This is a genomic window from Sphingomonas sp. GW821-FHT03E12, from assembly GCF_059420685.1.
Genome location: NZ_JBWKUF010000003.1, coordinates 734,551 through 759,051, shown reverse-complemented (window position 1 = coordinate 759,051; position 24,501 = coordinate 734,551). Strand labels below are relative to the sequence as shown.

Sequence of the window (24,501 nt, the reverse complement as noted above, 5' to 3'; positions counted from 1 at the left end):
GTCAAGGTACAGATCCGTTATCCTTTGACTGCTCGCGCGTGCGGGCGAAGGCTGAGACATGGGGCGTGGCAGCCGGCAAGATCGTGCTTTCCTGTGGGGGCGCTTCGCCCCGCAGCTGCGGCAACGGGTCGATCGCGCGTCCGTTCTCGCGAAGCTCGAAATGAAGATGGCTGCCGGTCGAGCGGCCGGTTGAGCCCATCTGCGCGATCGTCTCGCCGCGTTGGACTTCGGCCCCGGCCGGGACGAGGATGCGGGCGAGGTGGCCGTAACGGGTCCGTGCGCCGCCGGGATGAACGATCTCGATCAGATTGCCGTAGCCACCCGCGCGCCCGGCATAATGCACGACGCCGCCTTCGGCTGCGCGTACGGGCGTGCCGGTGCGGCCGGGAATATCGATTCCGCTGTGCATCCGCGCAACGCGTTGGAATGGATCGGCACGGAGGCCGAAACGGGAAGAAATGCGCGGCAAGGCCGCCGGCGCGCCATTTTTGGGGGCCGACGCGCCGGCGGCTGGACCAGGGGCAGGCCCTGGCCGCGGTGCTGCCCAAGTGCGGTAGGCGGGACCATTCCCACGGGGCAGCTCGGTGATGTCCGGCGACGTGCCGTCAGTGCTCGCTAGCAATGAGAGCGCCAAGGGCAACGCGGGGGTAAAAAAGCCGGGCATCGCCCGCAAGACGGAGCCGCGCGGGCGAACCCGCATGCCGAACGGCGAAAAATTTCACGCGCCGGTCCGGGTTACGGAAAGCGCGGCGACGCTCCGTCTCGGCAAGCATCAGTAACCGCTTCCCAGTTGAGGAGACCCGCCCATGAATTCCGCCGAACGCCGCATGCTCGACATGCTGAAAAAGGGCCGGGACCAGTATGGCGTCGTCGCCGTCAAGGCCGAGTTCGAGGCCGAGGGCACCCGTCCCGACGAACTGCTCCGCCTGCTCGAACTCGCGCGCCGCGCCGACCTCAAGGTCGCGCTCAAGATCGGCGGGTGCGAAGCGGTGTCGGACCTGCTCGCGTCGAAGCTCTACGGCGTCGATCACGTCATCGCTCCGATGATCGAGACCCGCTACGCGCTGTCGAAGTATATCGACGCCAAGACCAAGACCTATGGCGAGGATACGGGCGGTACGAGCTTCCTGTTCAATCTCGAGACCGACGCGACGCTCGGCAATCTCGAATCGATGCTCCCGCTTGCCGCGAGCGGCGTCGACGGCATTGTTTTCGGCCGGGTCGACTTCACTTTGTCGCGCGGCCTGCCGCGCAAGGCGGTCAACACGCGCGAGATCACCGATGCGGTGCTGATCGTCGCCCAGGCGTGCGCCGACAATGATCTGGAATTGGTCGTCGGCGGATCGGTCTCGCCCGAGGCGGTTCCGGCGCTGCGCGAATTTCGCCGTATCCGGCTCGACCGGTTCGAAACGCGCAAGGTGGTGTTCGACGGCGCTGCTGCCGACGCCGCCGATATCGATGCGGGCATTGCCAATGCGGTCGCGTTCGAGCTCGCCTGGCTCGAAAACAAGCGCGACTATTATCGCGGCGCTGCCGAGGAGGATTCGGCGCGCATCCGCATGATGCAGGAGCGTGCGGGTACTCCGGCCTCGGCGAAGCTGGCCAGCGTGGCGGCCTGAACCGATGCCGTTGAAGGACGAAGTTGCCACTCTCATGCGCAGCGTTGCGGCGCGTGAAGTGATGCCCCGCTTCCGTGCGCTTGCCGCGGACGAGATCGTCGAGAAGAGCCCCGGTGAGGTGGTCACGACCGCCGATCGCGAATCCGAGCTGTGGCTGAACGACGGCCTCGCCGCGCTTGGTCTCGGTGCGCGGATCGTGGGCGAGGAAGCTGCATCGCGCGACCCAGCGCTGCTCGACAAGATCGGCGACGGGCTGGTGTGGCTGATCGACCCGGTCGACGGCACTGCCAATTTCGCCGCCGGTCACGGACCGTTCGGGATGATGGTCGCGCTGGTCGAGGATGGCATTCCGGTCGCCGGCTGGATGCTCGATCCGCAGAGCGGGCGGCTATGCCATGCCGAGCGCGGCAAGGGCGCGACCTGCGACGGTGCTCGCGTCCGCGCTCGCACCAGCGGCAGCAGCCGCCCGGTCGCGGCACTCGCGACCCAGTTCATGAGCGCGGCGCGGCGTGAGCGCGTCCATGCCTCGGCGCGCCGCCGCTTCGCGCAGGTGCCGATCCCGCGCTGCGCCGCCGAAAGCTATCCGCGCCTCGTCCTGGGCAGCAACGACGTCGCGCTGTTCCAGCGCATCCTTCCCTGGGACCATGCCCCCGGCGTGCTGTTCCTGACCGAGGCGGGCGGGCAGGCGAGCCATTGGGACCGCAGCCCCTATCGCGTGGGCGGACCGGGCGCGGGCCTGCTCGCTGCCGGTGATGCGCATCACTGGCAGGCCGCGGCCGATCTGCTGCTCGTGCCGGGCGGCGCGCTCATCGACATGGAAACCCGTGCGGCATGAAGCTTCCCCATAAATTGTTCACCACGGCTTGCGCCGTGACCCTGCTTCTGCCCGTATCCGCGCTTGCCCAGCTCGCTTCGCCCGTTGCCGGCGGGGGGCAAGGGGCTGGCGCCCAGGCCAGCGGCGTACCGCAAATCGCCGTGCCCCCGGCGGAGATCGTGCCCTACCGCCCGCAGACGATCGAGGCGGTGCCGGCCATCGATAGCGCCGTGCCGCCCGAACCGGAGGCCAAGGCTCCGCGCGCCGCGCCGCGCCCGGCCAGCGAATATGAGCGCTTCGTCTCCGAGGTCGCGGGCAAGCCGCTACGCCGCTTCGGCACCGAATTGCTGCTGCCCGAGGCGAAGGGCTTCGCGATCCCGCCGGTCGCGGCGGTTCCGGCCGATTATCGCCTCAATCCGGGCGACGAGCTGCTGCTCGGCCTGACCGGTTCGGTCCAGGCATCGGGCCTGCGCCTGACGATTGATCCCGAAGGCCGCATCTTCATCCCCCGCGTCGGCGCGATCCGTGTCGGCGGCGTGCGCTATGGCGACGTCCATGGCGTGATCGAGCGCCAGGTCGCGCGGCAATATCGCGGCTTCACGCTCGAAATCGCGGTGGGCAAGCTTCGCGGCGTCACGGTCTATGTCACCGGCTTCGCGGCCAAACCCGGCGCCTACAATGTCGGCAGCCTCTCCACGCTGGTCAACGCGGTGCTCGCCGCGGGCGGCCCGTCGGAGGGCGGCAGCTTCCGATCGGTCCAGTTGCGCCGCAACGGCAAATTGGTCTCCGACTTCGACCTCTATGACCTGCTGCTGCGCGGCGACCGCACCGGCGACGCCGTTCTCCAGAATGGCGACGTCCTGTTCGTCGCGCCCGCGGGCGACCAGATCGCGGTGATCGGCAGCGTCAACCGCGAGGCGATCTTCGAGATCGCGCCGGGCGAGACGCTGTCGGACACCTTGCTCTATGCCGGCGGGATCAGCACGATCGCAGACGGCACGCGCCTGATGATGCTCGACTCGCTCGCCCGTTCCGCCACCGGCTGGACCGAGGTGAGCGCCGCCGATGCCAAGGTGCGCAAGGCGCAGCGCGGCGATGTGCTGCGCGTCCTCTCCAACGTTGATCTCGCCCGCCCCATGGGACAGCAATCCGTGCTGGTGACGATCAGCGGCGAGGTCGCGAAGCCCGGCCGCTATTACTTCAAGCCGGGCACCAGCATGGCTGAAGTGGTCGCGGCGGCGGGCGGACTGACTTCGCACGCCTTTCCCTATGCCAGCGTCATCACGCGCGAGAGCGTGAAGCAGCAGCAGCGCAAGAGCTTCGATCGCGCGATCGAGGATGTCGAGCTGCTGCTCACCGCGCAGCCGGTGACGTCGGTCAACCGCGCGGCGCTGGTCCAGCCCGCCAACCTTTCGCTGGTCAAATCGGTGGTCGAACAGCTGCGCAAGCGCGAGCCGACCGGGCGGCTGGTGTTCAACCTGCCCGTCGACGCGCCGTCGCTGCCCGGCGACCTGATCCTCGAGAACAACGATACGATCTTCGTGCCGCAGCGGCCGGTGACGGTCGGTGTGTTCGGTGCGGTACCCAGCCCGGCGTCCTTCGCCTGGCGCTCCGGCGGCACGATCGGCGACTATGTGACCTCGGCAGGCGGCGTGCAGAAGCTCGGCGACAAGGGCGGGATCTTCGTGGTGCGCGCCAACGGCACCGTTGTGGCCGACGGCAAGCGTGTGCTGCGCGCGCCGGCACTGCCCGGCGACCTCATCTACGTCCCGATCGAGGCCAATCGCGGCGAGTTCTGGGCGCGGCTGCGCGACATCACCGGTAGCCTGTTCAGCGGTTTCGTCGGCGCCGCCTCGGTCAAGTCGATCATCGACTGATGGCGATCGAACGGACATGGGCGTGGATCGGAAATCCACGCAATCGCCGCATCGCCTATGTGGCGCTCGCGCTCATCCTCGCCGTGCTCTGCGTGGTGCCTCGGCCCTATGTGGCGCGCGCCAAGGTCGTGCCGCAGGACAGCAGCACCATCGGGCTCGGCTCGATGACCAACGCCGTGGGCGGCCAGATGCAGGGCTTCGCCGCCCTGCTCGGCGGGGCCAAGACGCCGGTCGACCTCTACCTCGCCATCGGGCGCGGGACCGAGGTGACCGACAGCGTCATCAAGCGCCTCAACCTCGTCGGATCTGGCCAATATCCTAGCGTCGAAAAGGCCCGGCTCGCGCTCACCAAGCGGGTGGACATCCACTCGCTCACCGGCGGTATCGTCGAGGTCGAGGTGCGCACCCACGACCCGGCCTTCGCCCAGCAGCTCACCCAGACCTATGTCCGCGCGATCAGCGATCGTCTGACCAGCCTTGGCGAGGATCGGGTGAAGCGCAAGCAGGCGGTGGTCCAGCGCCGTTTCAAGGAAGCGTCTGAGCGCGTCATCAAGGCGGAAGCTGCACTTGGCGAATTCCGCCGCCGCAACAATCTCGCGGCGCCCGAGGCTCAGCTCGGCTCGGCGCTGTCGCTGCGCGCGGGGCTCGAGGCGCAGCTTCAGGCCAAGCTGGTCGAGCTCAGCACGCTCGAGCAGTTCCAGGGACCTGAGAACCCGCAGCTGATGGCGGTCCGTGCCGAGGTTGCGCAGCTTCGCACCCAGATCGCGCAGAGCGCACGTCCGGGCACCGGTCCGGGCGGGCCGAACGTCGCGGGCTTGACCGAGGTTTCGGGCGAGTATCTCAACCTCTACCGCGACTATCGCTTCGCGCAGGCGCTGTACGAGGTCTACGCACGGTCGTCGGAAGAGGTGGCGGTGGAGACGCTCGCCACCGAAACCGCGACCGACGTCCAGATCGTCGAAGCCCCGCGCCTAGACGACGACCGCAAGTTCAACGTCTCCGCCGTCGCCTTGCTCGCCCTCGTGATCGCGCTCGCGCTGTTCACGGAGGTCTATGCCCCCGCGACCGGCATCCGGCTGTGGCCCCGCCGGGCCGAGCCATGAGCGTGCAGCCAGAGCTGTCCATCGTCATTCCCTGCTTCAACGAGGCAGAGAATGTGCGGAACATCGTCGCTGCGGTCACCGCAGCGGCGGCGGGCTGCACGGCGAGCCATGAGATCATCCTGATCGACAATGACTCGATCGACGGCACCCGCGACATCATGCGCGCGCTGTGCGCCGCCGATCCACACGTGCGGGCGATCTTCAACAACCGCAATTACGGCCAGATGCGCTCGCCGACCTATGGCATCTATCAGGCGAACGGCGCGGCGGTGATCGGCATGTGCGCCGATTTCCAGGATCCCCCCGCGATGATACCGGTCTTCGTCGCGCAATGGCGGGCAGGGGCTCAGATCGTCCTGGCCCAGCGCCGTTCGGAACGCGCCTCATTCCTGCTCGGGCTGGCGCGCAAACACGGCTATCGCTTCCTCGCGCGGTTCGGCGACACGCCGGTCGTCCCCGGCGCCACCGGCTTCGGTCTGTTCGACCGCAAGGTCGTGGACACGCTCGCCCGCTGGAACGAACCCGAACCCTTTTTCCGCGCGATGCTGGTCGAGAGCGGTTTCCGCCTCGCGGTCGTCCCGTTCGACCGGCCCGAGCGCGCGGCGGGGGAGAGCAAGAACGACTTCGCCGCGCTCTTCTCCTTCGCGCTCTCGGGCCTCGCCGGTTCGGCCAAGTCGCTGCTGCGGCTGCCTGTGATCCTGTCATTCTGGGCGGGCGGCGCGGCGATCGCGCTGGTGTTCGCCGCCTTCGTCGCCGCGCTCTTCAACGGCCCCGGTCTTGGCCTGCTCGCGGCGTCGGTCGTCACTGGCATGTTCGCGATCCTGCTGCTGTTCCTCGGCCTGCTCGGCGAGCAGGTCCGCCTGATCTCCGAGCGTACGCGCGGCGTCCCGCTGGTGATCGAGGCGGAGCGGATCAACTTTCCCGCCGACCGTCCCGCACCGTGACGTCGCGCCTGCGCCTTCTGCCTGAAATCCTGCTCGCCGCCGCGGTGGTCGCGAGCCTGATCGCGAGCGCGGCGTTCTTCCAGCGCAACGGCTATCTGCCCCAGCCATTCGTGTTCGACACCAACGACACCTTCATGGACTGGTTCAACACCGCATACTGGGCGAACAACCCGGGCGCCTATGACGTGTGGCGGACGATCTATCCGCCGCTCTCCTTCGTCTTTCTCGACATGTTCAGCCTGCCGGGCTGCTACCTCCAGTCGCCCTTCCACGCGCGCGACTGCGACTGGCTCGGCCGCACGACGATCTACGCCTTCTATGTCCTCAACATCGTGCTGGTGTGGCTGAGCCTGCGCCGGATCGACCGTGCCACCGCGCCGATGCGCACCGTCGCGCTTGCGCTGGGTTTGCCGCTGCTGTTCACGCTCGAGCGCGGCAACCTCATCCTCCCTGGCTTCGCCTGCTTCATCCTCGCCCACGGCCCACTGCTCCGCCAAGGCTGGGGCAGGGCGCTCGCCAGCGCCGCGACGATCAACTTCAAGCCCTACCTCCTGCTCCCCGTCCTCGCCCACGCGGTGAAGCGCGAATGGCGCCCGCTGGAGATCGCGGGCATCGCCACAATCCTGCTCTACCTCGTCACCCTCGCCACGGTCGGCAGCGGCACCCCGGGTGAAATCGCCTCCAACACCGCCAACTGGGTCATCTTCCAGAGCGGGCAGGTCTGGAACGAGATCAACTATTCGACCAGCTACGCCCCGCTGATGCTGGTGCAAAAGGCGCCGATCCCGCTGCTCCAGTTCGTGCCGTCGGAGACGGTCGACAAGATCATCCTCATCGCCTCGACCGTCATCCGGTCCACCCAGGGCATCACCCTCGTCGCACTGCTCGCCGCGTGGGTTCAGCCCGGTGCGGTTTCGCGCGAACGGATCGCCGCGCTGCTGCTCGGCGCCTATCTCGTCACCCAGTCGCCCGGCGGCTACACGCAGGTATTCCTGATCTTCCTCGTCTTTCTCGAGCCCTGGCGCCGCCCCGGGCCAATCGTAGCGCTGGTCTGCGCCTATCTGCTCAGCCTCGTCGGCGACGTGCCCCTCTCGACCATCCTCGAGCTGTCGACGCCCAGCTGGCTCAGCGGCCGCCCCGTGGAGCCCGCCTTCGGCCTCACCATCGGCCATTTCGTCCGCCCCGGCGTGATCGCCTTGCTGGTCTGGTCGCTCGCGCTCGACACGATCGCGCAGAGCGTCCGCGCGCATCGCGGCCGGCGCCCTGTTCTCGGACTCGCTCCCGCATGATCCTCGACCAAGACCTCGCCGCGGTGAACGCCGCGCTCGCGCCGCTCTGGCCGCGCCTCAATGGCGCGCGCATCTTCATGACCGGCGGCACCGGCTTCATCGGCCGCTGGATGCTCGAAGCGCTCGCCCGCGCGGATATCGATGCCGAGGTCGTCGTCCTGACCCGCGACCCGGCTGCCTTCGCCGAGCGCGCGCCGCACCTCGCCGCGGGCCTCACGCTGCTGCCCGGCGACGTGATGAGTTTCGAGCCGCCAAAGGGGGCCTTCACCCACATCGTCCATGCCGCGACCGACGCCAGTGCCGCACTCAACGCGCGCGATCCGCTGCGCATGTTCGACACCATCGTCACCGGCACCCGCCGAACGCTCGATTTCGCGCGCGGCAGCGGCGCGGGGCGGGTTCTCTATCTCAGCTCCGGTGCGGTCTATGGCGCGCAGCGGCCCGAGATCAGCCATGTCGCCGAGGGCTGGCATGGCGGCCCTGACCCCTGTGACCCGCGTTCGGCCTATGGCGAGGGCAAGCGCGCCGCCGAAATGCTCTGCGCGATCTACGCCCGCCAGTTCGGGGTTGAGGTGGTGAACGCCCGCATCTTCGCCTTGCTGGGGCCTTTGCTTTCGCTCGATATCCATTTTGCGGCGGGCAATTTCATCCGTGACGCGATGGCGGGTGCGACGATCCGGGTCGAAGGGTCGGGACAGGCGGTCCGTTCCTACCTCTACGCCGCCGATCTCACGACCTGGCTCTGGACGCTGCTGCTCGATGGCAAGCCCGGTGAGACCTATAATCTCGGCTCGGAGGAAGCTGTCTCGATCGCCGATCTCGCGCACCGCACCGCCGCGATCCTCGGCGGTCCCGGCGTCGAGATCCTCGGCCGCCCCGATCCCGGCTGGAACCCCGGCCGCTATGTTCCCTCGACCGCAAAATTCCGCCGCGACCTCGGCCTCGCTCCCACCGTCGATCTCGACGAGGCGATCCGCCGCACCGCGCTTCACAACGGATGGACTCCATGACTTTCGTAAAGCTCTCCGACTGGGTCGCCAGCACGCTCGCACAGCGCGGCATCCGCGATGTCTTCATGCTGACCGGGGGCGGGGCGATGCACCTCAACCACTCGCTCGGCACACATCCGGAGCTGAAGACGACCTTCACCCATCATGAGCAGGCGCTGGCGATGGCGGCGGAGGCTTACTACCGCCTCACCAACCGGCTCGCGGTGGTCAACGTCACCTCGGGCCCCGGCGGCACCAACGCGATCACCGGCGTCTATGGCGCCTATGTCGACTCGATCGGCATGCTGGTCATCTCGGGACAGGTGAAGACGGAGACCACGGTCCGCCACACCGGCCTGAAGCTGCGCCAGTTCGGCGATCAGGAGCTGGATATCGAGGAACTGGTCCGCCCGGTCACGAAGTACGCGACGATGGTCACCGATCCGCGCTCGATCCGCTATCATCTGGAGAAGGCGATCCACCTCGCCACCACCGGTCGCCCCGGTCCGGTCTGGCTCGACATCCCGCTCGACGTTCAGGCGACGAAGATCGATCCCGACGATCTGCTCCCCGGCTTTGACCCGGCGGAGCTGGACCAGCCCTGGCAGGCGAACGATCTCGGCGCGACCGCCGACGCGATCCTCGCCAGGCTCGCGGCTGCGCAGCGCCCGGTGGTCTTCGCGGGCGGTGGCGTGCGCCTGTCGGGCGCGCATGAAGCGTTCCTCAAGCTGATCGAGAAGCTCGGCATCCCCGTCGTCACCGGCTGGAACGCGCATGACGTGCTGTGGAACGATCATCCGCTCTATTGCGGGCGTCCCGGTACGGTGGGCGACCGCGGCGGCAACATGGTGACGCAGAGCGCCGATCTGCTGCTGATCCTCGGCAGCCGCCTCAACATCCGCCAGGTCAGCTACAACTGGAAGAGCTTCGCCCGCGAAGCATACAAGATCTGGGTCGATATCGATCCGGTTGAGCTCGCCAAGCCCACCGTCACCCCCGACATGCCGGTGGTCGCCGACCTCGCCGACCTGATCCCGGCGCTGCTCGACCGGCCCTATGCCGGACCGACAGCGGTGCATGCCGAATGGCTGGATTGGTCGCGGGAGCGGATCTTCAACTTCCCGGCGGTGCTGCCCGAATATCGCCGCCACGGGCCGAGCATCCATCCCTATGTCGCGATGGACGAGCTGTTCGGTCAGCTCGATGAGGACGACGTCGTCGTCACCGGCAACGGCAGCGCCTGCGTCGTCAGTTTCCAGACCGCGAATTTGAAGCAGGGCCAGCGGCTGTGGACCAACTCCGGCTGCGCGACGATGGGCTATGACCTGCCCGCCGCGATCGGCGTCTGGGCCGCGACCAATGGTGAAAAGCGCATCATCGCCATCGCCGGCGACGGCAGCATCATGATGAACATCCAGGAGCTGCAGACCATCGCGGGCTACAACATGCCGGTGAAGGTCTTCCTCGTGAACAACGCCGGTTACGTCTCGATCTTCCAGACGCATCGCAACTTCTTCAACGGCGTCGAGGTCGGTGGCGGGCCGAAGAGCAATGTCACCTTCCCCGATTTCGGCAAGGTCGCGACGGCGTTCGGCTTCGCCTATTTCCGCGCGGAATCGCACAACGACCTGCCCGGCACGATCGCCGCCGCGCTCGCCGCCGATGGCCCGGTGCTGTGCGAGCTGATCATCGACGAGCATGTCGGCTTCGCGCCCAAGCTAGGCGCCAAGGCGCATCCCGACGGCCGCATCACGTCCCCCGCACTCGAAGACCTGTCACCCTTCCTCCCCCGCGACGTCCTGGCGGCGAACATGCGGATTCCGCTGGTGGAGGAGTCGTGATGGCTACCGTTTCCATCGATCCTCTATCGTCACCCCGGCCTCGTGCCGGGGTCCACTCCGCCTCGCGCGTTGCGCCCAAGCTTCCTTCGCGCCGCTTGCCTCCCGGTGGACCCCGGCACAGGGCCGGGGTGACGGGTGGGGAGAAGAAGGGGAGGCACCCGTCGTGATCGCGCGTGCAGACCGTCCGTTGCGCTTTGCCGCGGCGGGCGCGGCCAACACCGTATTCGGGCTCGGCATCTACCCGCTGCTGCTCTGGGCGGTGCCGGTGTTCCACACCCACTACCTGCTCGCGCTGGGCATCGCGCAGGCGGTCAGCCTGTGCTTCGCCTTCACCACCTACAAGCTCGGCGTGTTCCGCACGCGCGGCAACCTCGCCCGCGAATTCGGTGCCTTCGCCAGCTTCTACCTCGCCAATTATGCGGCCAACTGGATCATCCTGCCGATCCTGGTCGAGATCGGCGGGGTTCCGCCGATCATTGCCCAGCTCGGCTTCGCGTTCGTCATCATCGTGACGAGCTGGTTCTGGCACAGCCGCATCACCTTCCGCATCGCGGAGAGACCCTGATGACCGAGTATCTGCACCGCGATTGCCCCGCCTGCGGTTCCTCCGAAGCGCGCCGCGAAGTTCGCGCGGGCAAGGCTGCCGAGACGATGACGCTCGATGCGCTGCGCCCGTTCTGGGCGGGGCTGTTCAAGGAGAAGTGCTTCTTCTCCTACCATCGCTGCACCGGCTGTGGGCAGCTCTACAACCCGGTGTTCTTCACCGGCGAGCAGCTCGGCGAGCTGTACGCGCGTATGGCGCCCAACATGGATGCGGTGGGTGACGCCGCGATCGTCGCGACCCAGCACGGCTATTTCAAGCGTACCGTCGCGCAGGGCGGGCTGGGCGGCGGCTATCTCGAGATCGGTCCGGATGTCGGCCATATTGTCCGCGCGGCAGCGCTGCACGGCGGGTTCAACCGCTTCTGGCTGTTCGAACCGAATGAGGCGATCCACGATACGCTGCGCGCGGCTGCCGGGGGGCTGCCCGCGACGATCTCGACCGGGATGGACGATCTCTCGCCCGTTCCCGATGGGTCGATCGGTCTCGCGGTGATGGTGCATGTGCTCGATCACCTGCTCGATCCGCTGGCGATGCTGTCGCAGATCCGCGCGAAACTGCGTCCGGGTGGCACGCTGATGATCGTCACGCACGATGAAAGCTCGCTGCTGCGGCATGTGATGGGCAAGCGCTGGCCGCCCTTCTGCCTCCAGCATCCCGAACTCTATCGTCCCGCGACGATGAAGGCACTGCTCGGCCGTGCCGGGTTCGACGACGTCGTGGTCGAGGGCAGCCGCAACGTCTTCCCGCTCGATTTCCTCGTCCGGCAGGCGGCATGGGCCGCCGGGATCCGCGTCAAATCGGTGCCGCTCCCGGCGATCCCGGTCGGGCTCAAGCTCGGCAATATGCTGACACTGGCGACCGCACCGGCTCAGGCTGCGGCGCGCTCGCCGATGCTCGAAGCCGCCGAGTAATCGGCGATCTGGGCGAGGGTGACGGCGCGCGCGTCGTCACCAGATCCCACCGCCTTGTGCCAGGCGACGATCCATTCCAGCGCGCGGTCGAGGGTGAGGGCGGGGCGCCAGCCCAGCGCCGCGCGTGCCTTGGAGCTGTCGAGCCGCAACAGCCCGGCCTCGTGCGGGCGCGGCCCGCTGTCGAGCAACGGCGCGCCGCCATCGCCCCATGCCGCGCGCATCCGCTCGACGATCCAGCCGACGGGCCGTGCATCGTCGTCCGACGGACCGAAGTTCCAGGCATCGGCGAAGCTGCGGTCGCCCGCCATCAGCCGCTCGGCGATCGCGATATAGCCGCCCAGCGCCTCAAGCACATGCTGCCACGGCCGCACCGCGTCGGGCGCGCGGATCAGTGGTGCGGCGCCCGCCTCGAACGCGCGGATCAGGTCGGGGATCAGCCGGTCCCCGGCCCAGTCGCCACCGCCGATCACGTTGCCCGCGCGTACCGTGGCGAGGGCGGGGCCTTCATCTTCGAAGTACGAGCTGCGCCACGATGCCGCGACCAGTTCGGCGCAGCCCTTGCTGCTGCTGTACGGGTCATGCCCGCCCATCGGATCGCTCTCGCGATAGGGCCAGATCCATTCGCGGTTGGCGTAGCATTTGTCGCTGGTGACGCAGACCACGCCCTTGACGCTCCCGGCGTGCCGCGCGGCCTCCAGGACATGGACCGTCCCCATCACATTGGTCGCATATGTACCTACAGGGTCCGAATAGGACGCCCGCACCAAAGGCTGTGCCGCGAGGTGGAAGACAAGTTCCGGTTTCGCTCTGGCGAAGGTGGAATGTACCAAATCGCAATCGCGAACATCTGCCTCGACATGTTCCACAATGTCCCGAATCCGTGCCGCCTCGAACAGGCTCGGATTCGTCGGGGCGGGCAGTGCCAGACCCGTCACCTCGGCCCCCATCGAATGGAGCCAGAGGCTCAGCCAGCTGCCCTTGAATCCGGTATGCCCGGTGACCAGCACCCGGCGCCCGCGCCACCCGCTCACCAGCGCTTCCACGGCGCATTTCCGCCGTTCCATAGCTCTTCCAGGTACATCTTGTCGCGCAGCGTATCCATCGGCTGCCAGAAGGCCTCATGGCGATAGCCCATCAGCTCGCCGCCCCGTGCCAGCGTCTCGAGCGGCTTCTGTTCCCATACCGTGTCCGGCCCGTCGATCAGGTCGAGCACCGACGGGTCGGCGACGAAGAAGCCGCCGTTGATCTGCCCCCCGTCACCGGCGGGCTTCTCGCGAAAATCGGTGACGCGGCCTTCGTCGAACTCGAGCGCGCCGAAGCGGCCCGGGGGCGAGACCGCGGTGATCGTCGCGCGCAGCCCGTGCGCCTTGTGGAAGCGGACGAGGTCGGCGATGTCGATGTCCGCCACGCCGTCGCCATAGGTGAAGCAGAAGGGCTCGCCATCCTCCAGATAGGGCCGGATCGCGCCCAGCCGCCCGCCGGTCATCGTCGAGGCGCCGGTCTCGACCAAAGTGATCCGCCACGGCTCGCTGCGGGCGTGATGCACCTCCATCCCGTTGCCACCGCGCAGGTCGATGGTCACGTCGGAGGTATGGAGGAAGTAGTTCGCGAAGAACTCCTTGATCAGATATCCCTTATATCCCAGGCAGATAACGAAGTCGTTGAACCCCGCCGCCGAATAGATTTTCATGATGTGCCACAGGATCGGCATTCCGCCGATTTCGACCATCGGCTTGGGCCGGACGGCCGTCTCTTCGCCGAGCCGGGTACCAAGACCGCCGGCCAGGATTACGGTTCGCATCGTTACTCCACGTCATGCCATTCGACACCATGACGGACCCGAACCTCCCGCCCCGTAACCGCAATCGCTGGACCCAGCGTGCCGCGATTCTGCTCATCCTCCTTGTCGCCGCCGCGATCCGTATCCACGGCGTCGGGTTCGGTCTGCCCGCGCTCAACGATCCGGACGAGCCGCTGTTCATGATGACCGCGCTCGACATGCTACGCAGCGGCAACCCCAATCCGGGCTGGTTCGGACACCCGGCGACGCTGACCTTCTATGCGATCGCGCTGGTGATGGTCGCGGTCGCGGGGATCGGAATCCTCACCGGACGCTTCGCCGATCTCGATGCCTTTGTCGCCGCGGCCTATGCCGATCCCTCGATCCTGTTCCTGCCCGCACGATTGTTCTTCGTCGCATGCGGCGTGCTCTGCGTCTGGCTCACATACCGGCTCGGCAAGCGGCTGGGCGGCGAGCGGCTCGGGCTGGGCGCGGCGGCGCTGCTGGCGGTCAATTCGGTGCATGTCGAATATTCGCAGGTGATCCGCACCGATGTGCAGATGACCGTCTTCGTCCTGCTGGCCATGCTGGCCTCGCTCGACATCCTGGAACGCGGTCGGCCGCGTGATCATGTGCTGGCAGGAATCTGGGTCGGGCTGGGCGTCGCGACCAAATGGCCCGCGGCGCTGATCATCTTCAGCCCGCTTGCCGCCGCGTTGGCTCGGGGGCAGGGCAGGGCACTGCGCCCGCTCGCGGTGCTGGCGGGTTCGGCCGCGGCGACGCTGTTCATCGTCTCGCCCTTCCTCCTGATCGACTACGCCACGGTTGCGCAGAATCTCGGCGGAGAGGCCCGGCCGATGCATCCGGGCGCGACCGGGGGCGGGTTCCTGTGGAACATCGGTTGGTATGTGCGTGGTCCGCTGGCCGAATCCTTCGGTATCGCCGGGCTGGTCGCGGTTCTGGCCGGAAGCTTCCTCACCTTGCGCGATCGCCGGGTGCTGATCGCGGTGCTGCCCGGTATGGCGGTCTTCTGCATCGTGATCGTCACGCGGTCGCTGGTGTGGGAGCGTTGGATCGTTCCGCTGCTCCCGTTCCTCGCGCTGGCTGCCGCTGCGGCAATTTGTGCGCTGGGCGACTGGCTGCGGGGGCAGTTCAAACAGCGTTTGCCCGGGTTCGAGATTGCGGCAATGCTGCTGCTTCTCGCGCCGGTGGCGCTCGCGACGCGCGCGAGCCAGACCGAGCGGCTGAACGACACGCGCCAGATCGCAGCCGCCTGGATCCGGGCCAATGCCCCGCGCGGCAGCGCGGTCCTGGTCGAGCATGCTGCGTTCGATCTGCTCCAGGATGGCCGGGAGCTGCGCTTTCCGCTCGGCTCGGCAGGCTGCGTCGATGCCGCCGCGTTGCTGGCTGGCCGGATCAGCTATTCGCGGGTGGAAACGCTGCGATCGGGCCGCGCCGTCGTCGATATCGGGCATGTCGACGCTGCAAAGCGGGACAGCTGCCGCGCGCCCTATGCGATCTTCACCCACTATCAGGTCTATCGTGACGACGGGCAGCGTTTCGCTACGCAGTTGGAAGCGTATCGATCGATCGCGGCCGGCGGGCAGGTACGCGCCGTCATCCGTCCGGTACCCGGTGAAATCGGCGGGCCGGTCGTGCACATCGTGCAGATGACCGAGCCCGCCGCGCTTTAGGCCCGGATCAGGATCGCAAGCGGGGCGCCGTCTTTCGCCAGGGTCGAAGGGCTGACGGCAGGGTCAGCCCCAGATACGCCGTGCGGCCGCGGATCGCATCGATCGTCCGGCCCAGTTGCCGGGCGATCTCGCTTGGACGCTGGCGATCCTCGATCAACCTGCGAAGCTCGATATCATCGGCCTCTGTCCAGGGGCGGCGGTGCCGGATCATGGTCATGACGCACCTCCCGCCACCCGAACCCCCTCGACCTCCGCGGGATCGGTCTCGCGCTGGCCGTAGCGGGCGTAGAGGGTGGGCAGGACGAACAGCGTCAGCAAGGTCGCCGAGATGAGCCCGCCGATCACTACGGTGGCGAGCGGCTTCTGCACCTCGGCGCCCGCGCCGGTCGCGATCGCCATCGGTACGAAGCCAAGCGAGGCGACCAGGGCGGTCATCACCACCGGCCGGAGCCGCGCGAGTGCGCCTTGCCACGCTGCCTCGGCCCGTCCGACGCCGCGCGCCATCAGATCCTGGATCGAGGTCACCATCACCAGCCCGTTGAGCACCGCGATGCCCGACAGTGCGATGAAGCCGACCGCCGCCGAGATCGAGAAGGGCATGCCGCGCAGGAACAGCGCGAGCACCCCGCCCACCAGCGCGAGCGGTACGCCGGTGAACACGATCGCAGCATCGCGGACCCGTCCCAGCGCGCCGTAGAGCAGCAGGATGATGAGCGCGAAGCAGGCTGGTACCACCAGCATTAGCCGCGCGCTGGCCGACTGGAGATTCTCGAACTGGCCGCCCCATTCGAGATACTCGCCGGCGGGTAGGCGCACCTGAGCATCGATCGCGGCGCGCGCGTCCGCGACCACGCCTGCCACATCGCGCCCGCGGACATTGGCCTGGACGACGACACGGCGCTTGCCATTCTCGCGGCTGATCTGGTTGGGACCGGACGTCACCGCGATATCGGCGATGCTCTCGAGCGGGACGAACGCGCCGTCCGGCGTCGGAACCGGCACCTGCCCGAGCGTCTGCAGATCGGCGCGGGCGGTGTCGTCGAGCCGGATCGTCACCGCAAAGCGCCGGTCACCCTCGAAGATCATGCCCGCATCACGCCCGCCGATCGCGGCCGCCACGGTATCCTGCATGACGCGCGGAGTGATGCCGAGCTGTGCCATGGCATCGCGCCTGGGCCTGATGTCGAGCATCGGCAGGCCTTCGGTCTGCTCGACGCGGACATCGGTCGCGCCGCGCACGGTGCGCAGGATGGTCGCGATCTTGTTGGCCGTGGCGTTCATCGCGTCGGTGTCGTCGCCGAACACCTTCACCGCAATGTCGCCGCGCACCCCTGCGATCAGCTCGTTGAAGCGCATCTGGATCGGCTGGCTGATCTCGAACGCGTTGCCGGGAAGCCCTTCCAGCGCCGTCTCGATCTTGCCGACCAGTTCCGTTTTAGGGAGCTTGGGGTCCGCCCATTCCTTGCGGTCCTTCATGATGATGAAGGTGTCGGAGATGTTGGGCGGCATCGGGTCCGACGCGAGTTCGGCGGTGCCGGTCTTGGAGAAGACGAACTTGACCTCCGGGATCGCGGAGATCGCCTTCTCGACCCGGAACTGCATCGCCTGGCTCTGTTCGACCGAGGTGCCCGGCACGCGCAGCACCTGCGCGGTGGCGTCGCCCTCGTCGAGCTGCGGCAGGAATTCCTGTCCCAGCGTCGCGAACGCACCGATCGCGATCAGGAACGCGCCCACCGCCGCGAGGATCGTGGTGCGCGGCCGGGCCATCGCCTTGGACAGGCCGGGCTCGTAGCGGCGCTTGAGCCATCCCATGATCCGGCCTTCCTTCTCCTCGACCGGCTTCGACAGCCAGATGGCGAGCATCGCGGGGACGAAGGTGAGCGAGAGGACGAAGGCGAAGGCGAGCGCGAGGATGACGGTGAGCGCCATCGGCGTGAACGTCTTGCCCTCGACCCCGGTAAGGGTGAGCAGCGGGACATAGACGAGGATGATGATCGCCTGCCCATAGACCGAGGGGCGGATCATCTCGCGCGCGGCGCTCGCCACGACCTGCAGCCGCTCCTCCTTGTCGAGTGTGCGCCCGATATGGTGCTGGCGCTCGGCGATGCGGCGCAGCGCATTCTCGACGATGATGACCGCACCATCGACAATCAGCCCGAAATCCAATGCGCCGAGGCTCATCAGGTTCGCGGAGACCCCGCCGCGCAGCATCCCGAAGCTGGTCATCAGCATCGTGACCGGGATCACCAGCGCCGCGATGAGTGCCGCGCGGAAATTGCCGAGCAGCAGGAACAGCACGACGACGACGAGTAGTGCGCCCTCGGACAGGTTCTTCGCCACGGTCTTGATCGTCGCGTTGACGAGGCCCGTGCGGTCGAGCACCGGCTGAATGATGATGTCGGTCGGGAGCGAGGCGTTGATCGATTCAAGCCGGGTGGCGACCGCCGAGGCGACGTTGCGGCTGTTCTCGCCGATCCGCATGATCGCGGTGCCGACCACGACCTCCTGCCCGTTCTCGGACGCCGAGCCCATGCGGATCGCCTGGCCGAGCTTCACGGTCGCGACCTGGTTAAGCAGGATCGGGACGCCCTCGCGCGTTGCGATCACGGTGCGGGCGAGCTGATCGGCGTTGGCGATGCGCGCGTCGGAGCGCACCGCAAGCCCTTCGCCATTGCGGTCGACCACGCCGGCGCCGACCGCGCTGTTGTTTTGCTCGAGCGCGGTGGCGAGATCGCCGAGGCTGAGCTTGAGCGCCGCGAGCCGCTGGACGTCGGGCACCACCTGATATTGCTTCACATAGCCGCCGATCGCATCCACCCCGGCAAGACCGGGAACGGGCTTGAGCAGCGGCGCGACGATCCAGTCCTGCGCGGTGCGCAGATAGGTCGCCTTGTCGGCTTCGCTGACCAGCCGATCACCCTCGGGGGTGATGTAGCTGCCATCTGGCTGGATGCCGGGCTCACCGGGCTTGTGCTTGTCCTCGGGCCGGTGAGCCATGTGGACGGTCCACATATAGACCTCGCCCAGGCCCGTCGCGATCGGGCCCATTTCAGGCGTGGCGCCCTCCGGCAGGCTCTCCTCCGCGGTGCGCAGGCGCTCGGCGACCTGCTGGCGCGCGAAATAGATGTCGGTGGAGTCGGTGAAGACCGCCGTCACCTGCGCGAAGCCGTTGCGGCTCAGCGAGCGGGTATATTCGAGCCCGGGCACGCCGGCGAGCGCGGTCTCGATCGGGAAGGCGACCTGCTTCTCGACCAGCTCGGGCGAGAGGGCAGGCGCGCGGACGTTGATCTGAACCTGATTGTTGGTGATGTCGGGGACCGCATCGATCGGCAGCCGCGACAGCGAGGCGGCACCGATCGCCGCAGCGATCAGCGTGACGAGCAGCACGAACCAGCGCCGCTCGACCGCGAAGGTGACAATGCGAGCGATCATGGGTCAGTGCCCCCCATGCTCGGCTTCGCCCTTGCCGAGCTCGGCCTTGAGGGTGAAGCTGCCTTGCCCGGCGATTTCCTCGCGCCCGGTCAGGCCCGCGGTGACCGTAACGATGCCGGATCCGCGCGCGCCCAGCGTGACCGGGGTGGCCTTGAAGCCGGTAGGCGTACGCACGAATACGACCGGCCGTTCCTCGACCGTCTGGATCGCGCTAGCCGGGACGGTAACGCTGCCGTTGCCTGCGCCCGGCAATTGCATCGCGGCGGTGACCGCCTCGCCGACACGCCATTCGCCCGCGCGATTGTCGATCAGCGCGATCACCGTCACCAAACGGGTCGCTTCGTCGAGGACAGGGGACACGAAGCTGACACGCGCCGCCGAACGGCGTCCGCCCGAGCTGATCTCGACCGGCGCGCCGGTCTTCACCTGCGCGGCTTCGGCAGGGGAGAGGGCAACGGTGACGGCGACCTGCGAGAGGTTGGAGACACGGAAGAGCTCCGCATCCGCTGCGACGGTCTGGCCGAGCGTCACCGGGCGCGCGGTCACCTGTCCTGCGATCGGTGCGGTCACGCCGATGCGGTTGAGGCCGCCACCGGCAACGCCGGCAGCCGACAATTGCTGGCGGGCGAGGCGAAGCGCGATGCTGGCTTCGGTCGCTGCAGTACGCGCAGCGATGACGTCGCGCTCGGGCGAGACGCGCAGCCTGAACAGCCGTTCCTCGCGCGCGAGGTTCGAACCTGCGAGCGCGGCGCGTGCCTGCGCCGCTTCCACCTCGGCACGGATCGACGCCGCTTCGCGGCTTTCGATCACCGCCAGCACCTGTCCGCGCCTGACCGGCTGGCCGAGATTGTAGTTGAGCGCGACCACGCGTCCGCCGATCGCCGCCGACACGACCTGGGTGCCCTGCGGATCGCCTTCGATCGTCGCGGGCCGCACCAGTGCGCCCCCGCCGCTGACCGACGGCCGCACGATCTCGATCCCGGCGGTGCGGATCTGTTGCGGCGTCAGGGTGATCTCACCCTCATCGGCATGGTCTTCCTCGCCGCCTGCTTCGTCCGCCTTGTGATCCGGTGCTTCGGCCGCATTGTTGGCGGGTGCCTCCGTGCCTCCGCATCCGGCGAGCAGCAGGGCAAGCGGAGCCGCAGCTCCGATCATGAGCGTCTTCATCGTCAGTTCCCGGGTTGCGCCGGCGCGGTGGCCGGCGTGAGGAGCCGGGCGAGGCGCGCCTCGGCATCATGATATTGCGCGTGCGCGTCGATCGCGGCGGTGCGGGTGTCGAGCAATGCCTGCTCGGCTTCGAGCAGGACGAGCTGGTCAAACTTGCCCTCGCCATAACCGACGCGGGCGATCCGCGCCGCTTCCTGCGCGGCAGCAAGAGCAGGGGTCGAGGCACGCACGCTCATCGCGGCGCGATCGCGGTCGGCGCGGGCCGTGGTGATCGCACGTTCTGCCTCGAACCGGACCAGCCGCCGCTGTGCATCGGACTGGTTGCGCAGCGCTGCTGCCCGGTCGACCGCGGCGCGCCCGTTGTTGAAGACGGGCAGCGGCACCGACACACCGAACACCATCGCCATGTCGCCGCTCGCTTGAAGCCGCCGAGTGCCCGCGCTGAGCGTCAGGTCGGGCACGCGCTGGCTGCGCGCGAGGCGCACTCCGGCATCGGCGGTGCGAAGATCGGCGCTGGCCGCGGCGAGTGCGAGCGTTCCTTCGGCCGAGATGGGGAATTGCGGACCTGCCTGAACCGGCGCGACGCGATCGAACCAGGGTTGGTCGAGCCCGGACGAAGGCGCACCGGTAAATTGCGCGAGTGCGGCCCGGGTCGCCTCGACCGTGCGGCGCGCGCGCTCGGCTTCGGCGGCGGCATTGGACGACAGCAGCGCGGCGCGCTGTTCGTCGATCGGCGCATTGGCCCCAGCCATCACCCGGTCCCGGGCGATCCGCAGATTCTCCCCGGTGACCCGCACCTGATCCTCGGCGATCGCCAGACGGCGCTCGGAGGTGACCGCTTCTATATAGGCCTGCGTCACCTGAAGGCGCAGATCGGCGATTGCAGCCTGCTGGTCGATCCGTGCGCGCGCGGCCTGCGCGTCGGCGACGCCGATCCGTGCTGTGCGCTTGCCGCCAAGCTCGAGCGGCAGGGAGAAGCCGATCGTCGTCTCGGATTCGTTGAATCCGCGATACGGTCCGGTGCCGATGACGTTTCCGACTTCGGCATCCAGCGTCGGATTGGGCCGCAGCGCGGCGATCCTGCGTTCCGCTTCCGCCGCCTCAATCCCGAGCGTGGCAACTTCGTTCGCGGGGGATGTCGCGCCGGCCCGGCGCACCGCTTCCTCCAGCGTCATCATATCGCCCGCCTCGGCGGGCGGGGTTTGCGCCTGTGCGATCCCCGCACAGGACGCCGCGGCGAGCAGCGCCGCGATCATCACTCTCATGTCTGAAACTCCTGACGTACCGGTTCAGGCCGCCGGAAAAGGGTCCGGCAGCGTCTCGGTCGTCAGGCCTGTGGAGGTCTCAGCGACGGATCAGGCGCGGCGCCGGCAAGTGAGGCCACGCGGGGGAAACCACTTCCGTCGGCGAGCGACGCGTAGCTGCCCGGCGTCAGGTCGTTCGCGAGCGATGCGCAATGATGGCCGTGACAGCCACTATGCTGGTGCTGGACGCCCTTGTCCGAGCCGTCGGTATCCGGAGTACTGCCGCCTTCTTCCCCGGCATGAGCCGTGGCACTCGCCTCGACACAGATCGTCCGCTCCGCCGCATGCGCGACGGCGCCTGATGCGAGCGAAAAGGACGCAAGCACACAGATCAGGGCGAGGAGAAGACGACTCATTCGGAGGTCGCTTACAAGATTGTTTGAAATTCGTCATCTGCAAATTGCGAGGATCGAATTGTTATATAGTAACATATCAGGAATCGGAGATCCGAGGCATAGTTGGGAAATATTCCGGACCAGGACGACTATTTGTAGTTTGCAGAATCTTGAGCGGTGGCCGTACGCAATGCCAGCTGCTCTTTGGTGTTCTTATGGTCTGCGCTGGGAGTTCCAATTTCTGTTCGACTGTTTGAGCGGGCGGCAGAGCGTGTCGGACCGGCGCAGAGCGGAATTGAGGTATCTCCAAACTGTCGTCGTCCCGTCATCAAAGTGAAGGCTGGACGGCCTAGCCGCACCGCCGAAGCCGGCGCGTCCTGACGCCGGAGCATCCTGGGGATCATATGAAGCTCACCGCTACCAGCGCGCTCGCCGCGCTTGCTTTCGCTTGCGCGCCCGCGGCGGCGCAGACCCTTACCGTCGCAAGCGATGCCGGGGCCGATGCCGGCTCGGATGACAGCATCGTCGTCGTCACCGGTACGCGTGAGCGGTCGCGTACGCAGTTCGATACGCTGGCGCCGGTCGATGTCCTGTCGGCCGATTCGGTCCGTTCGAGCGTCTCGGGTGACCTCTCCGACACGATCGCCCAGCTGCTGCCCTCGTTCAACGTCCAGCGCCTCCCAGCGGCGGATGGTCTCGCGTTCGTGCGCCCTGCCACGCTGCGTGGTCTCTCGCCGGACCAGACGCTCGTGCTGCTCAATGGCAAGCGCTATCACCGTTCGGCGCTGCTCGGCACACGTGGGGCGCAGGCGCCCGATCTGGCGAGCATCCCATCGCTGGCGATCAAGCGGATCGAAGTGCTGCGCGACGGCGCCTCGGCGCAATATGGATCGGACGCGATCGCGGGGGTGATCAACATCATCCTCGAGCACAAGCCGGGGATGGAAGTCTTCGGCCAGTTCTCCCAATATTTCGAGGGCGACGGCAACGAATATCAGGGCGGTGTGCGCGGCGGCGCGGCGTTGGGCGATCGCGGCAGCATCGTCTTCACTGGCCAGTATGACAAGTCCGAGGCGACTTCGCGCACCCGCCAGCGTCCCGATGCGATCGCCTTCCAGACTGCCAACCCCACCATCAAGGTACCCAACCCGGTCCAGCGCTGGGGTCAGCCGGACGAGGAGCGCATTCGCGGATCAGTCGATGCGCGCTACGAAATTGCCGACGCGGCGACGCTCTACACCTTCCTCACCGCTCAGTCGGGCGAAGGCGTGACCGATTTCAACTGGCGCAATCCGGCCGGCACCGCGAACGTCTACAACCCCAGCAGCGCCTTTCCCGGCTTCTCGTTCCGGACGCTCTATCCGGCCGGCTTCACCCCGCGCTTCGGCACCAAGTACAGTGATTTCCAGACCAATTCTGGGGTTCGCGGCGAGCTGAGTGAAGCCTTCAGCTACGATGTCAGCGTCGGCTACGGCCGCAGCCGCATCGACTACAACATGCGCGAGAGCCTCAACGCATCGATGGGGCCGCTGAGCCCGACCAGCTTCTATATCGGCCGGCTGGAACAGCGCGAATTCAACATCAACGCCGACTTCGTCTATCGCTTGCCGGTGGGTGGAGCCGAGCCGCTCAACATCGCCTTCGGTGCCGAACGCCGCCGCGAGACGTACAAGGTCGGCGCGGGCGATGCCGCCTCCTATGCGATCGGGCCAGGCGCGGCGACGGGGCTTGCCCCGAGCTCGAACGGCTTCCCCGGCTTCAGCTCGGCAGCTGCAGGCAACTGGGATCAGACCAGCTATGCCGGCTATGTCGATCTCGAATGGCGGCCGGTGGAGATGCTGACGCTGGGTGCGGCGGGACGGTACGAGGATTTCTCCGCGTTCGGCGATACCTTCAACTACAAGCTGGCTGCGCGCATCGAGCCGGTCGAGGGGGTCGCTGCGCGTGCGACCTGGTCGACCGGCTTCCGCGCCCCGACCCCGGGACAGCTCAACAGCATCCAGACCACCCAGGGTCTCGACACGGTCACGCTGCAGATCTTCAACCAGGGACGTCTGTCGCCCAGCGATCCGCTGGCGATGGCGCTCGGCGCCAAGCCGCTGACGCCCGAAACGTCAAAGACGCTGACCGCGGGCCTGACCTTCCAGACCGGTATCGGGTTTAGCGGCAGCATCGATCTCTACCAGATCGACGTTGATGACCGGTTCAGCCAGTCGCGGACCTTCGCGGTTCCGGCGAGCTTCCCCAATCCGCAGCGCTTCACCTCGGTCAGCTATTTCACCAACGATTTCGACACGCGCACCCGCGGCATCGACGTGGTGCTGAACTATGCGCGCAACCTGGGGCCCGGCCGTGCCACCGCCACGCTCGCCTATAACTATAACAACACCAAGGTGCGCAGCGGCACCAGCGCAGCGATCCCCAACGAGACGCAGCGCCGCGTCTTCGAGGAACGGCTGCCGCAGAACAACGGCACCGCCTCGCTTGGCTATGAGGTCGGCGGTTTCTCACTGCTGCTGCGTGGCCGTTATTATGGCGCATGGACCGACGTCAGCGGCAACGCCACCGGCGAGCTGTTCCAGCGCTTTGGCGGCGTCGCCCTGTTCGACGTCGCGGTCGCCTATAAGTTCGATGAGCATTTCACGCTGCGTGCCGGAGCCGAGAACGTCTTCGACACCTATCCCGACGAAGCCACCAACCAGGCGGTGCGCGGCCTCATCTACTCGCGCAACGCCCCCTATGATACCGATGGCGGCCAGTATTATGTCCGGCTGGGCGTGACGTTCTGAGGAAAGGAA

The 24,501-nt window shown here is 67.4% G+C and carries 21 protein-coding genes; 13 read left to right on the top strand and 8 right to left on the bottom strand.

Annotated elements, in window-relative coordinates; genetic code table 11:
- Position 1: 1 nt before the first annotated feature.
- Positions 2-409, bottom strand: coding sequence for a M23 family metallopeptidase (locus AC07TU_RS13275; RefSeq protein WP_495188368.1), 408 nt, complete (start codon positions 407-409; stop codon positions 2-4).
- 178 nt (positions 410-587) lie between these two features.
- On the opposite strand from AC07TU_RS13275, the gene AC07TU_RS13270 reads away from it, so the two are divergent.
- The 11 genes from AC07TU_RS13270 (at position 588) to AC07TU_RS13220 (ending at position 11,991) form a co-directional block, all read left to right on the top strand.
- The gene (locus AC07TU_RS13270; RefSeq protein WP_495188367.1) at positions 588-779 is read left to right on the top strand and encodes a hypothetical protein; all 192 of its coding nucleotides are present in this window, start codon (positions 588-590) and stop codon (positions 777-779) included.
- Between the two features lie 27 nt (positions 780-806).
- Positions 807-1,619: an aldolase/citrate lyase family protein gene (locus AC07TU_RS13265; protein WP_495188366.1), complete on the top strand. Its 813-nt coding sequence runs from the start codon at positions 807-809 to the stop codon at positions 1,617-1,619.
- Positions 1,620-1,653: 34 nt separating this feature from the next.
- Positions 1,654-2,454, top strand: coding sequence for an inositol monophosphatase family protein (locus tag AC07TU_RS13260; protein ID WP_495188365.1), 801 nt, complete (start codon positions 1,654-1,656; stop codon positions 2,452-2,454).
- On the top strand, positions 2,451-4,310 hold the full coding sequence (locus AC07TU_RS13255; protein WP_495188364.1) for a polysaccharide biosynthesis/export family protein: 1,860 nt from the start codon (positions 2,451-2,453) through the stop codon (positions 4,308-4,310). The genes AC07TU_RS13260 and AC07TU_RS13255 overlap by 4 nt, the downstream gene beginning before the upstream one ends.
- Positions 4,310-5,413, top strand: coding sequence for a capsule biosynthesis protein (locus AC07TU_RS13250; RefSeq protein WP_495188363.1), 1,104 nt, complete (start codon positions 4,310-4,312; stop codon positions 5,411-5,413). The genes AC07TU_RS13255 and AC07TU_RS13250 overlap by 1 nt, the downstream gene beginning before the upstream one ends.
- On the top strand, positions 5,410-6,357 hold the full coding sequence (locus AC07TU_RS13245) for a glycosyltransferase family 2 protein (RefSeq protein ID WP_495188362.1): 948 nt from the start codon (positions 5,410-5,412) through the stop codon (positions 6,355-6,357). Before AC07TU_RS13250 ends, AC07TU_RS13245 begins: the two co-directional genes overlap by 4 nt.
- Positions 6,354-7,646 carry a hypothetical protein gene (locus tag AC07TU_RS13240; protein ID WP_495188361.1) on the top strand — a complete coding sequence of 431 codons (1,293 nt, stop codon included), beginning with the start codon at positions 6,354-6,356 and terminating at the stop codon, positions 7,644-7,646. Before AC07TU_RS13245 ends, AC07TU_RS13240 begins: the two co-directional genes overlap by 4 nt.
- The gene (locus AC07TU_RS13235; RefSeq protein WP_495188360.1) at positions 7,643-8,656 is read left to right on the top strand and encodes an NAD-dependent epimerase/dehydratase family protein; all 1,014 of its coding nucleotides are present in this window, start codon (positions 7,643-7,645) and stop codon (positions 8,654-8,656) included. Before AC07TU_RS13240 ends, AC07TU_RS13235 begins: the two co-directional genes overlap by 4 nt.
- A complete protein-coding gene (locus AC07TU_RS13230; protein WP_495188359.1) occupies positions 8,653-10,476 on the top strand; it encodes a thiamine pyrophosphate-binding protein in 1,824 nt (607 codons plus the stop codon). Before AC07TU_RS13235 ends, AC07TU_RS13230 begins: the two co-directional genes overlap by 4 nt.
- 163 nt (positions 10,477-10,639) lie before the next feature.
- Positions 10,640-11,041, top strand: a complete 402-nt coding sequence (locus AC07TU_RS13225; RefSeq protein WP_495188358.1) for a GtrA family protein — start codon at positions 10,640-10,642, stop codon at positions 11,039-11,041.
- Positions 11,041-11,991 (top strand): class I SAM-dependent methyltransferase, encoded by a 951-nt coding sequence (locus tag AC07TU_RS13220; RefSeq protein WP_495188357.1) that lies wholly within the window; start codon positions 11,041-11,043, stop codon positions 11,989-11,991. Before AC07TU_RS13225 ends, AC07TU_RS13220 begins: the two co-directional genes overlap by 1 nt.
- On the opposite strand, the gene rfbG is transcribed toward AC07TU_RS13220, so the two are convergent.
- Entirely contained in the window at positions 11,949-13,034 is a 1,086-nt protein-coding gene (rfbG, locus tag AC07TU_RS13215; protein WP_495188356.1) for a CDP-glucose 4,6-dehydratase, read from the bottom strand. The genes AC07TU_RS13220 and rfbG overlap by 43 nt on opposite strands.
- The gene (rfbF, locus tag AC07TU_RS13210) at positions 13,019-13,792 is read right to left on the bottom strand and encodes a glucose-1-phosphate cytidylyltransferase (protein WP_495188355.1); all 774 of its coding nucleotides are present in this window, start codon (positions 13,790-13,792) and stop codon (positions 13,019-13,021) included. Before rfbF ends, rfbG begins: the two co-directional genes overlap by 16 nt.
- A 29-nt stretch (positions 13,793-13,821) precedes the next feature.
- Between rfbF and AC07TU_RS13205 the strand changes: the two genes are divergently transcribed.
- The gene (locus AC07TU_RS13205; RefSeq protein ID WP_495188354.1) at positions 13,822-15,465 is read left to right on the top strand and encodes an ArnT family glycosyltransferase; all 1,644 of its coding nucleotides are present in this window, start codon (positions 13,822-13,824) and stop codon (positions 15,463-15,465) included.
- Positions 15,466-15,472: 7 nt separating this feature from the next.
- Here the strand turns inward: AC07TU_RS13205 and AC07TU_RS13200 are convergent, their stop codons facing one another.
- The 5 genes from AC07TU_RS13200 to AC07TU_RS13180 all read right to left on the bottom strand — a co-directional run bounded on the left by AC07TU_RS13200 (position 15,473) and on the right by AC07TU_RS13180 (position 21,724).
- Entirely contained in the window at positions 15,473-15,682 is a 210-nt protein-coding gene (locus tag AC07TU_RS13200; protein WP_495188353.1) for a hypothetical protein, read from the bottom strand.
- Positions 15,679-18,897: an efflux RND transporter permease subunit gene (locus AC07TU_RS13195; RefSeq protein ID WP_495188352.1), complete on the bottom strand. Its 3,219-nt coding sequence runs from the start codon at positions 18,895-18,897 to the stop codon at positions 15,679-15,681. Before AC07TU_RS13195 ends, AC07TU_RS13200 begins: the two co-directional genes overlap by 4 nt.
- 3 nt (positions 18,898-18,900) lie before the next feature.
- Positions 18,901-20,064, bottom strand: a complete 1,164-nt coding sequence (locus AC07TU_RS13190) for an efflux RND transporter periplasmic adaptor subunit (RefSeq protein WP_495188351.1) — start codon at positions 20,062-20,064, stop codon at positions 18,901-18,903.
- A 2-nt stretch (positions 20,065-20,066) separates the two neighbouring features.
- Positions 20,067-21,329, bottom strand: coding sequence for a TolC family protein (locus AC07TU_RS13185; protein ID WP_495188350.1), 1,263 nt, complete (start codon positions 21,327-21,329; stop codon positions 20,067-20,069).
- A gap of 62 nt (positions 21,330-21,391) precedes the next feature.
- Complete coding sequence (locus AC07TU_RS13180) at positions 21,392-21,724, bottom strand: hypothetical protein (protein WP_495188349.1); 333 nt, start codon at positions 21,722-21,724, stop codon at positions 21,392-21,394.
- 383 nt (positions 21,725-22,107) lie between these two features.
- On the opposite strand from AC07TU_RS13180, the gene AC07TU_RS13175 reads away from it, so the two are divergent.
- Positions 22,108-24,492 carry a TonB-dependent receptor plug domain-containing protein gene (locus AC07TU_RS13175; protein ID WP_495188348.1) on the top strand — a complete coding sequence of 795 codons (2,385 nt, stop codon included), beginning with the start codon at positions 22,108-22,110 and terminating at the stop codon, positions 24,490-24,492.
- Positions 24,493-24,501: the final 9 nt, after the last annotated feature.

Excerpts from the sequence above, each read along its gene's own strand:
- AC07TU_RS13275 (WP_495188368.1), bottom strand. The coding sequence starts at position 409 with ATGCACAGCGGAATCGATATTCCCGGCCGCACCGGCACGCCCGTACGC.
- AC07TU_RS13270 (WP_495188367.1), top strand. The coding sequence starts at position 588 with ATGTCCGGCGACGTGCCGTCAGTGCTCGCTAGCAATGAGAGCGCCAAG.
- AC07TU_RS13265 (WP_495188366.1), top strand. The coding sequence starts at position 807 with ATGAATTCCGCCGAACGCCGCATGCTCGACATGCTGAAAAAGGGCCGG.
- AC07TU_RS13260 (WP_495188365.1), top strand. The coding sequence starts at position 1,654 with ATGCGCAGCGTTGCGGCGCGTGAAGTGATGCCCCGCTTCCGTGCGCTT.
- AC07TU_RS13255 (WP_495188364.1), top strand. The coding sequence starts at position 2,451 with ATGAAGCTTCCCCATAAATTGTTCACCACGGCTTGCGCCGTGACCCTG.
- AC07TU_RS13250 (WP_495188363.1), top strand. The coding sequence starts at position 4,310 with ATGGCGATCGAACGGACATGGGCGTGGATCGGAAATCCACGCAATCGC.
- AC07TU_RS13245 (WP_495188362.1), top strand. The coding sequence starts at position 5,410 with ATGAGCGTGCAGCCAGAGCTGTCCATCGTCATTCCCTGCTTCAACGAG.
- AC07TU_RS13235 (WP_495188360.1), top strand. The coding sequence starts at position 7,643 with ATGATCCTCGACCAAGACCTCGCCGCGGTGAACGCCGCGCTCGCGCCG.
- AC07TU_RS13230 (WP_495188359.1), top strand. The coding sequence starts at position 8,653 with ATGACTTTCGTAAAGCTCTCCGACTGGGTCGCCAGCACGCTCGCACAG.
- AC07TU_RS13220 (WP_495188357.1), top strand. The coding sequence starts at position 11,041 with ATGACCGAGTATCTGCACCGCGATTGCCCCGCCTGCGGTTCCTCCGAA.
- rfbF (WP_495188355.1), bottom strand. The coding sequence starts at position 13,792 with ATGCGAACCGTAATCCTGGCCGGCGGTCTTGGTACCCGGCTCGGCGAA.
- AC07TU_RS13205 (WP_495188354.1), top strand. The coding sequence starts at position 13,822 with ATGACGGACCCGAACCTCCCGCCCCGTAACCGCAATCGCTGGACCCAG.
- AC07TU_RS13200 (WP_495188353.1), bottom strand. The coding sequence starts at position 15,682 with ATGACCATGATCCGGCACCGCCGCCCCTGGACAGAGGCCGATGATATC.
- AC07TU_RS13195 (WP_495188352.1), bottom strand. The coding sequence starts at position 18,897 with ATGATCGCTCGCATTGTCACCTTCGCGGTCGAGCGGCGCTGGTTCGTG.
- AC07TU_RS13190 (WP_495188351.1), bottom strand. The coding sequence starts at position 20,064 with ATGAAGACGCTCATGATCGGAGCTGCGGCTCCGCTTGCCCTGCTGCTC.
- AC07TU_RS13185 (WP_495188350.1), bottom strand. The coding sequence starts at position 21,329 with ATGAGAGTGATGATCGCGGCGCTGCTCGCCGCGGCGTCCTGTGCGGGG.
- AC07TU_RS13180 (WP_495188349.1), bottom strand. The coding sequence starts at position 21,724 with ATGAGTCGTCTTCTCCTCGCCCTGATCTGTGTGCTTGCGTCCTTTTCG.
- AC07TU_RS13175 (WP_495188348.1), top strand. The coding sequence starts at position 22,108 with ATGAAGCTCACCGCTACCAGCGCGCTCGCCGCGCTTGCTTTCGCTTGC.